This is a genomic window from Micromonospora echinofusca, from assembly GCF_900091445.1.
In the GTDB taxonomy this organism is placed as follows: domain Bacteria; phylum Actinomycetota; class Actinomycetes; order Mycobacteriales; family Micromonosporaceae; genus Micromonospora; species Micromonospora echinofusca.
The window spans coordinates 5,758,532-5,768,615 of sequence record NZ_LT607733.1 but is presented as its reverse complement, the minus strand read 5'-3'; the positions used below and the strand labels follow the sequence as shown (position 1 = coordinate 5,768,615).

General features: G+C 76.6%; 10 protein-coding genes and 1 riboswitch. Of the genes, 4 read left to right on the top strand and 6 right to left on the bottom strand.

The features are described from left to right. The first annotated feature begins 12 nt into the window (after positions 1 to 12). The 4 genes from GA0070610_RS24690 to GA0070610_RS24675 all read left to right on the top strand — a co-directional run bounded on the left by GA0070610_RS24690 (position 13) and on the right by GA0070610_RS24675 (position 3,848). On the top strand, positions 13 to 678 hold the full coding sequence (locus GA0070610_RS24690) for an ABC transporter ATP-binding protein (protein WP_089002254.1): 666 nt from the start codon (positions 13 to 15) through the stop codon (positions 676 to 678). Positions 679 to 762: 84 nt separating this feature from the next. Further along, a riboswitch (cobalamin riboswitch) is annotated at positions 763 to 941 on the top strand. A gap of 29 nt (positions 942 to 970) precedes the next feature. Then, positions 971 to 1,981, top strand: coding sequence for an ABC transporter substrate-binding protein (locus GA0070610_RS31260; protein ID WP_089002253.1), 1,011 nt, complete (start codon positions 971 to 973; stop codon positions 1,979 to 1,981). A gap of 5 nt (positions 1,982 to 1,986) precedes the next feature. Continuing rightward, positions 1,987 to 3,081, top strand: a complete 1,095-nt coding sequence (locus tag GA0070610_RS31255) for a FecCD family ABC transporter permease (RefSeq protein ID WP_231925799.1) — start codon at positions 1,987 to 1,989, stop codon at positions 3,079 to 3,081. Further along, positions 3,081 to 3,848 carry an ABC transporter ATP-binding protein gene (locus GA0070610_RS24675; RefSeq protein WP_089002252.1) on the top strand — a complete coding sequence of 256 codons (768 nt, stop codon included), beginning with the start codon at positions 3,081 to 3,083 and terminating at the stop codon, positions 3,846 to 3,848. Before GA0070610_RS31255 ends, GA0070610_RS24675 begins: the two co-directional genes overlap by 1 nt. Before the next feature lie 22 nt (positions 3,849 to 3,870). Here GA0070610_RS24675 and GA0070610_RS24670 read toward each other — a convergent pair whose 3' ends face one another. From GA0070610_RS24670 to GA0070610_RS24645, 6 genes are all read right to left on the bottom strand, one after another. Further along, positions 3,871 to 6,036, bottom strand: a complete 2,166-nt coding sequence (locus tag GA0070610_RS24670; protein ID WP_331716477.1) for a bifunctional copper resistance protein CopD/cytochrome c oxidase assembly protein — start codon at positions 6,034 to 6,036, stop codon at positions 3,871 to 3,873. A gap of 88 nt (positions 6,037 to 6,124) precedes the next feature. Then, positions 6,125 to 6,706: a copper resistance CopC family protein gene (locus GA0070610_RS24665; protein WP_089002251.1), complete on the bottom strand. Its 582-nt coding sequence runs from the start codon at positions 6,704 to 6,706 to the stop codon at positions 6,125 to 6,127. A 28-nt stretch (positions 6,707 to 6,734) separates the two neighbouring features. Then, on the bottom strand, positions 6,735 to 7,940 hold the full coding sequence (locus GA0070610_RS24660) for a Dyp-type peroxidase (protein WP_392567270.1): 1,206 nt from the start codon (positions 7,938 to 7,940) through the stop codon (positions 6,735 to 6,737). Positions 7,941 to 7,963: 23 nt separating this feature from the next. Beyond that, a complete protein-coding gene (locus GA0070610_RS24655) occupies positions 7,964 to 8,557 on the bottom strand; it encodes a copper chaperone PCu(A)C (protein ID WP_089002249.1) in 594 nt (197 codons plus the stop codon). A gap of 99 nt (positions 8,558 to 8,656) precedes the next feature. After that, positions 8,657 to 9,412: a zf-HC2 domain-containing protein gene (locus GA0070610_RS24650; protein ID WP_089002248.1), complete on the bottom strand. Its 756-nt coding sequence runs from the start codon at positions 9,410 to 9,412 to the stop codon at positions 8,657 to 8,659. A gap of 88 nt (positions 9,413 to 9,500) precedes the next feature. Beyond that, positions 9,501 to 10,067, bottom strand: a complete 567-nt coding sequence (locus tag GA0070610_RS24645; protein ID WP_089002247.1) for a sigma-70 family RNA polymerase sigma factor — start codon at positions 10,065 to 10,067, stop codon at positions 9,501 to 9,503. Positions 10,068 to 10,084: the final 17 nt, after the last annotated feature.

Here is a 10,084-nt window from a genome sequence, read left to right as displayed (position 1 = left end):
CGGAGCGCCGGCATGACCAGCACCGCGCTCGCGGCCCACGGGGTCGCCGTCTCCTACGGCGGCCGGCGCGTCCTCGACGGCGTCGACCTGCGCGTCGCCCCCGGTGAGACGGTCGGGTTGCGCGGGCCCTCGGGCAGCGGCAAGTCCACCCTCGCCCGGGTGCTCGCCCTGCTGCACGCCCCCGAGGCCGGGCACGTCACCCTCGACGGCCACCGGGTGGCGGGGGCCCGGCACCGGCTGCCCGCCGCCGTCCGTACGCGCGTCGCGATCCTGTTCCAGAGCCCTCGCGCGGCCACCGACCCCCGGCTGGGCCTCGCCGACATCATCGCCGAGCCGCTGCGCGCCACCGGCACCCCCGACGAGCAGGCGCGGGCCCGGGCGGCGGAGCTGGCCGACCTCGTCGGCCTCACGCCCGACCTGCTCGCCCGCCGCCCGCACGCGGTCAGCGACGGGCAGCTGCAACGCGCCTGCCTCGCCCGCGCGCTCGTGCACCGGCCCGACTACCTGCTCTGCGACGAGGCCACCGCCATGCTCGACGCCTCCACCCAGGCGCACCTCGCGGCCGTCATCACCGACTACCAGCGGCAGCACGCCGCCGGGGTCCTGCTCATCACCCACGACCCGGCGCTGATGGCCCGCTGGGCGACCCGCGTGGTCGACCTGCCGGCCGCCGCGTAGCCCCGACCGGCCGTCCCGCCGGCCGCCTTCGGCGCGACCGTCCCTGATGGTGTTCGTCACCGTGACTTCCGGGGCGGCCGGCGGCTAGGGTGACGCTGCCGTGGTGTTCGGGAAGCCGGTGGAAGACCGGTGCGGCCCTCGCCACTGTGATCGGGAAGTTCGCGGCCCTCGTCGTAAGAGGTCACTGGGCGTCAAGCCTGGGAAGGCCGGCCACGGACGCATTTCCCGTCAGCCAGGAGACCGGCCACGGCACTGCGATGACCCGTCCACGAGGTGTTGGAAGGCGGTCCCGATGCGCGTGCGCGCAGTGCGGTCCACCCTGTCCCGGCGCGTTGCGCCCATGTCCGTCCTCGTCGTCCTGCTCGGCGCCTGCGCCACGGACGACCCGGCCACGGCGCCGCCGCCGGCCGCCGCCCCGGTCACGCTGACCAACTGCGGTACGCCGGTCACCGTCGCCGCCCCGCCCGAGCGGGCGGTCACCCTCAACCAGCCCGCCACCGAGATCATGCTGGCCCTCGGCCTCGCCGACCGCATGGCCGGCACGGCGTACCTGGACGACGCGATCCTGCCCGAGCACGCCGCCGCGTACGCCGCCGTGCCGGTGCTGTCGGACAGGTACCCGGCGAAGGAGAAGCTGCTGGAGGCGGCGCCCGACTTCGTCTACGCCTCGTTCCACAGTGCCTTCGGCGACGAGGGCGTCGGCGACCGCGCCGCGCTGGCGGGGCTCGGCGTCGGCACGTACCTCTCGCCGGCCGGATGCCCGAAGCAGCACCGGCCGGCGAGGCTGACCGTCGAGGACGTGTTCGCCGAGATCCGGGACGTGGCGGCCGTCTTCGGGGTGCCGGAGCGGGCCGAGAAGCTCATCGCCGACCAGCGCTCCCGGATCGCCACGGCCGCCGCCCGGATCGGCGGCGCGCGGGACGTCTCCGTGCTCTGGTGGGACGCCGGCACCGACGCCCCGAGCGTCGGGGCCTGCTGCGGCGGCCCAAACATGATCATGTCGGCGGTCGGGGTGCGCAACGCGTTCGGCGACCTCACCGGCGGCTGGGCCGACACCAGTTGGGAGGCGGTCGTGGACCGCGATCCCCACGCGATCGTGCTGGTCGACGCGGGCTGGGACCCGGCCGCCGCGAAGCGGACATTCCTGACCCGGCACCCCAGCCTGAAGGACCTGCCCGCCGTGGCCGGGCAACGCTTCGTCGTCATCCCGTTCTCGTCCACCTCCGCCGGGGTACGCGTCGTGCTCGGCGTCGAGGCGCTCGCCGCGGGCGTGGCGCAGCTCCCCGCCGGGGCGGACCGCTGACCGCCGTGGTCCGCCGCACGGCCGCCGACCCGACCCGGCCCGCCGGCCCCGGAACCGTGCGTCACGCCGGGTTCCGCGCGGCGCACCCGGTCGGCCTGGCGGTGCTGCTGGTGGCCCTGCTGGCGGGCCTGGTCGTGTCGATCGGCGTGGCCGTCACCATCGGGCCCGCCGACATCCCCGTGTCGACCGTCTGGTCGGTCGTGGCCGACCGCCTGGGGCTCCCGCACGCCGAGGTGCCCCTGCTGCGCGAGCACATCGTCTGGCGGCTGCGCCTGCCCCGGGTGCTCGGGGCCGCGGCGGTGGGGGGCGGGTTGGCGGCCGTCGGCGCGGTCATGCAGACCGTCACCCGCAACCCGCTGGCCGACCCGTACCTGCTCGGGGTCTCCTCCGGGGCGTCGCTCGGCGCGGTCGCGGTGCTCGTCCTGGGCTTCGGCGGCGGGGCCGCCGCGCTCACCGGGGGCGCCTTCGCCGGGGCACTGGCCGCGTTCGCGGTGGTGGCCGCGGTGGCCGGCCGGCGGGCCGTGCTGGCCCCCACCCGGGTGGTGCTGGCCGGCGTGGCCGTCGCGCAGCTCTGCGGTGCGGCGACCTCGTTCGTCATCATCTGGGTCGCCGACCCGCACGCCACCCAGAGCATCACCTTCTGGCTCTCCGGCTCGCTGGCCCGCGTCGACTGGGCCGCCCTGGCCTGGGCCGCGCCGGTCCTGGCCGCCGTGCTCGCCCTGATGGCGGCGTACGCCCGCACGCTCAACGCGTTCGCCTTCGGCGAGGACGCCGCGGCGACCCTCGGCGTCCCCGTCGCCCGGGTGCGGTGGCTGCTGCTGGTCGCCACCGCGCTGCTCACCGCGTCGCTGGTCGCCGTCAGTGGCGCGGTGGGCTTCGTCGGGCTGATCCTGCCGCACGCCGCCCGGTTCCTGACCGGGGCGGACCACCGGCGCCTGCTGCCCGTCGCCGTCCTCGCCGGGGCGATCTTCCTGGTCTGGGTGGACACCGCCGCGCGGACCCTGTTCGCGCCCCGGGAACTGCCGGTCGGCGTGCTGACGGCGCTGCTCGGGGTGCCCGCCTTCGTGGTGCTGCTGCACCGCCGGAAGGTGCGTGGCTGATGCTCGCCGTCACCGGCGTGTCCTGGTCCGCCGCGGCCCGGCGGATCCTCGACGACGTCACCTGCGTGGTGCCGGCGGGCAGCCTCGTCGGGCTGCTCGGCCCCAACGGCTGCGGCAAGACCACCCTGCTGCGTGTCGTCGCCCGGCTCGCCGCGCCGGATGCCGGGCTGGTCACGGTCGGCGGCGACGACGTCGCCACCCTGCCCCGGGTCACGCTGGCCCGCCGTGCCGCGCTGCTCGCCCAGCACGCCGACACGGACCTGGACCTCACCGTCGGCGAGGTGGTGCTGCTCGGTCGTACGCCCCACCGTGGCTCGCGCTGGTCCGACAGCGCCGCCGACCGCGCCGCTGCGGCGGACGCGCTGGCCCGGGTGGACCTCGCCGGGTACGCCGACCGCCGCTGGCACACCCTCTCCGGCGGGGAGCGGCAGCGGGTGCAGTTGGCCCGTGCCCTGGCCCAGCAACCGCTGCTGCTGTTGCTCGACGAGCCCACCAACCACCTCGACATCGGCCACCAGTTGCACCTGCTGCACCTGGTCCGCCGCTCGGGGGTCACCACGCTGGCGGCGCTGCACGACCTCAACCTGGCCGCCATGTTCTGCGACGCGGTGGTCGTCCTGGCCGCCGGGCGGGTCGTCGCCGCCGGTACGCCCGCCGAGGTCCTCACCCCCGGGCTGCTCGCCGACGTCTACGGGGTACGGGCCGACGTCGCGGCGCACCCGGCCACCGGCCGGCCCGCCATCACCTACCACCCGCCCGCGCCCTGACCGGCGTCCGGCTGAGGCGCCCTCAGCCGGCCCCCCGCGCGCCGGCCCGACCGTCGCCGGGACCGGCGGAACCACCAGGGGCGGCGGGACCGGCGGAACCATCAGGACCGGCGGATCCGGCTCGGCCGGCGGCGGCGAGGAAGGCGTTGTAGCGGGCCAGGTCGTCCGGCTCGCCGCTGGCGTCGGCCCGGGCGGCGGCCCGGTCCAGGCGGTCCTGTTCCCGCCGGTCGGCGCGGACCCACTGGCGGACCAGCACCACCAGCACGACCGCGGCGGGGATCTCCCCGAACGCCCAGGCGATGCCCGCGCCCAGCCGCTGGTCCTCCATGAGCGACGACGCCCAGTCGGGGTGGACGGCGACGTACCAGTCCGGGGCGATGAGGGTGGTGGTCTGCATCAGTACGAGGCCGAAGAAGCCGTGCGCCATCATCGACGCGAGGTGGATGATCACCAGGAGCGGGTGGGCGAGCCTCGGTCGGCCCGGATCGACCCCGATGAGCACCCAGAACAGCAGGTACCCGGCGAGCACGAAGTGCGTGAGCATGGCCAGGTGCCCGAGGTGGGAGCGCATCAGCGTGCCGAGCAGGTCGCTGAGGTAGAGGCCGAAGAGGCTGCCCGCGTAGATGCCCAACGCGACCAGGGGATGGGTGAGCAGCTTCGCGGGCCGGCTGTGCAGCGCCAGCAGCAGCCACTCCCGGACGCCGCGGACCTGCGGGTCGGTGGGGCGACGCAGGGCGCGCAGCGCGAGGGTGACCGGGGCGCCGCCGACGAGCAGGATCGGCACCAGCATCGACAGCACCATGTGCTGCACCATGTGGGCGCTGAACAGCACGTACGCGTAGCGGGCCACGCCCAGGTTGGTGACGGCGGCCAGCAGCAGCACCCCCGCCAGCCAGCTCGCCGTACGGGCGGGCGGCCAGCGGTGCCCGGCCCGGTGCAGCCGCCACACCCCGGCCAGGTAGCCGCCGACGCCGAGCACGGTGAGGGTCAGGAAGAACATGTCCGGCAGCGGCTGACCCAGCAGGCGCTCCGGGGTCGGCGCGGCGGGCATCGGGAAGCCCAGCAGCTCGGTGATCGGGTCGGCGTCGAGGGGGTCCTGCGTCACCGGGGTGGGACTGCGTGACAGCGCCACGGCCAGCCCGACGGTGGCGGCGAACACGACCACCTCACCGGCGGCCAGCCGGGCGAACGCGCCCCGCCGACCCGCGCGCAGGGCCGGCAGGGTCCGCGACCGGTGCCACGCGCCGAGGGTGCCCAGGACCGCCAGGGCGGCGAGCTTGCCGAGGACCAGCCAGCCGTACCGGGACTGCCAGAGCTGGTCCACGTCGCCGAGGCGTACGGCGGCGTTGGCCGACCCGCTCACCGCGACGGCCACGAAGCAGCCCAGGGCGAGGCGGCCGTACCGGTCGGCGGCGTCGGCGAGCTGCCGGCTGCGCCGCACCATCAGCAGCGCCACCAGCCCACCGACCCAGAGGGCGGCGGCCAGCACGTGCAGGGCGAGGCTGGAGACCGCGATCTGGTGGTTGCCGGCCCCGGCGGCGTGCCCGGTGAACGCGGGCGGCAGCACCCCGACCAGCGCGATCAACGCCGTCGCGGCGGCGAGCCCGCGCGAGAGGCCCGCCCGGGCCAGCACCGCCACCGCCAGCGCCAGCCCCGCCTGGAGCAGCAGCGCCTGCCCCTGCGAGATCGAGGTGGCGAAGCTGACCACGGTGGCGACGCCGAGGCGGTCCACGGGGACGCCGAGCAGGTCCGAGACCGTCAGCACGATCAGCGCCACCGAGGCCACCGCCCAGCCCGCAGCCGCCGCGCCCGCGCGACGCAGCAGCAGCCAGCCGTACGCCGAGACGCTGCGCCCGTCGCCCGGCAGCAGGAAGGCCGCCGTCACCAGCATCCCGACCGTCAGGGTGGCGAGGGTGTCGGCGAGCAGCCGGACCACGGGCAGCGCCCACGCCGTGACGGGCCCCGGATCCGGCAGCCCGGGGATCGCGACCGCGAGCGCGTCGCCGGCCCGCAGCCCGAGCAGGAGCACGGCCACCGCCGACGCCACGGCCGCGACGGGCACGAGCCACCCGCCACGGCCTCGGCCGCGGGTGCCAGGCGGGCGGGCGACCGCCCCGGCGTCGCCCGCTACGCGGTCGGTGCCCCGGACCCGGGCGGGCTGGGCGGGGCGGAAGGTGGTGTCTGGCACGTCGGTGTCCCTATGGTGTGCGGAAGGAGGCGGCGCCCGGCGTCACGCGGCGCTGCCCCGGAGTGTCAGGGTCGGGGAGTGCCGCCGGTCAGCGGGTCCGGCGGCGCCGCAGCAGCAGCGCGACCCCGCCGAGGACGGCGACCAGGCCCCCGGCGGCCACCAGCGCGACGACGCCCGTACCGGAACCGTCGGAGCCGGTCGCGGCGGCGGGGCCGGTCGCGGCGGCGGCGGATCCGGCGGCAGGTGGCGCGGCGGCCGGTGCGGCGGTCGGGCCGCCGGCGGTGTCGCCGCCAGCGGCGACGGTGAAGGTGTACGACCCCTGCACGGGATGCCCGTCGGCGGAGACGATCCGGTAGGCGACGGTGTAGGTGCCCTCGCCCAGCGTCTCGTCGACCGTCACCGTGCCCTTCGTGCCGTCGACGGCCGGCGCCCCGGTGGGGATCTTCCGCCGGGCGGCGTCGGACAGCGCGATGGTGGTGAAGGTGGGGTCGAGCCGCTGTGTGAACTCCAGCGTGACCCGCGTCGGCGGCGTCGCCAGGCGGTCGCCGTCGGCGGGGCTGGCTGCCCGCAGCGTGTTGTGCGCGGCGGCCGGGGCGGCCGGTACGAGCAGCAGCGCGGCTGCGACCAGCGCGGCGGCGACGAGGGTCGGGCGGCGGGGCCGGGTGTGCATGTCTGGTGCTTCTCCTCGTGGGTGGTGGTCAGCCGAGCAGTTGTTGGCCGATCCAGCCGCCCTCGGGGCAGCCGGGCGGTACGGCGAAGACGGCGGAGCCGATCGGGGTGGTCCACTCGTTGAGCAGGTCCCGCTCGGCGAGGCGCCGCTGGATGGGAAGGAACTGGCGGGCGACGTCGGCCTGGTACGAGGCGAAGATCAGGCCGCTGTCGGCGTGCCCCTCGGCGGTGGGTACCCCGTCGTAGTTGTAGGGGCGGCGCAGGATCTTCAGCCGGTCGTCGCCGACGTGGGCGCGGGTGAGGTGGGAGAAGTCGGGGATGACGGTCAGCCCGTCGGGGCCGGTGGCGGCGAAGTCGGGCACGTCGTGCTCGGCGGCGCCGGTGAGTGGGGCGCCGGTGTCGAGGCGGCGGCCGACGGCCAGTTCCCGGTCGGTGCGGCCGAGCAGGTCCCAGGTCTCCAGGTTCATGCTGATCCGGCGGACGACCAGGGTGGTGCTCTCGCGTAGCCACGCCGGCCCGTCGGGCACCCACACGGCGGTCTCCAGCGGGCCGCCCGGCCTCGGGTTGGCGGTGCCGTCGAGCTGACCGAACAGGTTGCGCTGGGTACGCCCGCCCGGTTCGACACCGGCGCCGCGCCGGAAGCCCTGCTGCACCCACCGCACGGTCGCGAAGGGCCGACTGTCCTTGACCAGGACCCGCTGGGCGTGGGCGACGGTGAGCGGGTCGTCGGCGCAGATCTGGAGCAGCAGGTCGCCGCCGGACCAGCGGGGCTGGAGCCGGTCGACGCGGAACGACGGCAGGGCGGCCACGGACGCCGGCCGACGCTCGTCGAGCCCGGCGGCGGCGTACAGGCCGGGACCGAAGCCGAAGGTGACGGTCAGCCGGGCGGGCAGCAACCCGAGTTCGGGCTCGGTGTCGGCGAGGGCGGGGCGGCCCCGGGTGAGGCGGGCGGCGTCGTCGGTGAGCAGGCGCAGCATCCGCCCCAGCGCCGCCCGGTCGGTGCCCGGCCGCAGGGTGAGCGCGACGAACGCCGCGTACGCCTGCGGTTCGGTGGCGACGCCGGCCTGCCGGGGACCGTGGAACGGCTCGATCGCCTCGCCGATCCGGGCCGCCGCGACCGGCTCCCCGGTTCGTACCCCCGGCTCGCCGGAACGGGCGGCGGCGAGCACGGCGGCGACGGCGAGGGACCCGCCGGCCGCCAGGGCCCCGCCGGTGAGCAGGCCGCGTCTGCTCACCGGCCGCGCGGTCGACGGACCCGTCACGACGCCGGGCCCGCACTCGCCCCCGGGGCGCCGTGACCGGGGGCGTAGCTCTCCTGCGCGCCGGTGAACGGCTTGGCCACCGCCGTGAACGTCTGGGTGCGGCCGCCGGCGAACGTCAGCGTGAAGCTCACCTGGTCGCCGGCGCGCACCGGCTTCCGCAGGTCCATCAGCATCAGGTGGTCGCCGCCCGGCTCCAGCGCGTGCGAGCTCTCCGCCCTGACCACGATGCCGCCCTGCTTGGCCCGCATCACCATCCGCCCGTCCCGCATGGCCATCTCGTGCACCTCCACCGGCGACACGTCGGTGGTGGCGCCCGTGACGGTCACGTCGGTGTCGCCGTCGTTGACCAGCGTGCCGAACGCGGCGGTCATCCCCGCGTCGGCGGCCTTGACCCACGGGTCCCGGACGCCGAGCACTCCCGCCGGGGCGCTCGCCGACGCCCCGGCGTCGAGCGTCACCGACGGGCTCGGTGCGGCGGACGGGGAGCCGTCCCACGACCCGCAGCCGGCCGCCCCGCCGGCGAGCAGGGCGGCGGTGGCGAGGAGCGCGGTCGCGCGGCGGCGCGGACCGGTGGACAGGGTCGGGCGCATCGGACAGGTCCCTTCGGTTGGTCGTACGACGTCCGGTTGGTCGGCCGGCGGGGCGGGGAAGTTCCGACCCGGACGGGTGCTTCCGTTCCGCGGACCGGTTCAGGCGGCGCGGCGGTCGGAGATCCGCGCGGAGCCGGGATGCGGCGACGGGAGCAGCCGCAGCCCCGGCGACTCCGTGAGCTCGTCGGCGGGCAGGCTCCAGCGGGGTTCGTCCGGACGGCCGCGCCGGACCGGGCCGTCGGGGCGCAGCCCCGGGCGGGACAGGGCCACGACGATGAGGTAGCCCGCGAGCAGGAAGCCGTGGCTGACCAGCCGGGTGGTGTCCACCCACCCGGCCAGCAGGTCGTTGACCGACAGCAACGCCAGTACGCCGACGAAGGCGCTCAGCATCGGCACCAGCCCCGTCGGCGGGGTGCGCCGGGCCGCGACGAACAGGAAGCCGGCGCCCACGGCGACGTTCCACGCCGCCGACTCGTGCCACAGGTGCCCCGACATCAACCCGCCGGCCGTCGCGTGCGCGTGCGCGCCCGCCGTGCCGCGCCCGATCTGCGCCAGGCCCAGCACGAGTTGCAGCGCCCCGACCAGACCCAGGACCGCCCGCAGGGTGAACACGAACCGCACCCGCAGCCGGCGCGGGGGCGGCGTGGGCAGCGCGGCGAGGATGGCGTCGGTGAGGTCGTCACCGGCGACGGCGATCGAGAGCCGCGCCCGGCGGCTCACCGCCGTGGCCTGGTCGTACCAGCGCCGGCAACCGTCGCAGCCGGCCAGGTGGTCCGCCACCGCCGTCCGCTCGGCGGCGGTCTCCTCCCCGTCCAACTGCGCCGACAGCACCTCACGCCACTGCTCACACCCCATGTACCGGTAGTCGGCCCGCGGGCGCGGTTGGTTCCCGCGCAGTTTTGCGGACCATGCTCTTCCCGCAGGTCAGCGCGGGGAACGCGGCTCAGCCGGTGGCGTCGCCGCCACGGCGCGCGTCCGACTCGGACCAGCTGCGCACGGCGGCGACCAGATCCTCGCGGGCCCGGGCCACCCGGGAGCGGATGGTGCCCACCGGGCAGCCGCACACCTGCGCCGCCTCGGCGTACGACAGGCCGAGCACCTGGGTCGCGACGAACGCCTCCCGCCGGTCCCTGGGCAGCGCCGCGACGAGGCGTTCGAGCACGACCTGCCGGTCGAAGCCGCTGTGCGCCGGATCGGGGGCGTCGTAGCCGTCCGGCATCGGCACCGTGCGCGGCCGGGAGGTCAGGGTGCGGACGTGGTCCGCCGCGACCCGGCGGGCGATGGCGAGCAGCCACGTCCGCGTCGAGGAGCGTCCGGCGAACGACGGCAACGACCGCACCGCCCGCAGGAAGGTCTCCTGGGTCAGGTCGTCGGCCTCGCGGGGCGAGACCAGCGCGGCGAGGAAGCGCCGGACCTGCTGCTGCGTCGCCCGGACGAGGCAGGTGGCGGCGCTGCGGTCACCCCGGCCGGCGGCCAGCGCCCACGCGGTCAGCTCCGCGTCGTCAGCCATCCGGCACCTCCGTGTCG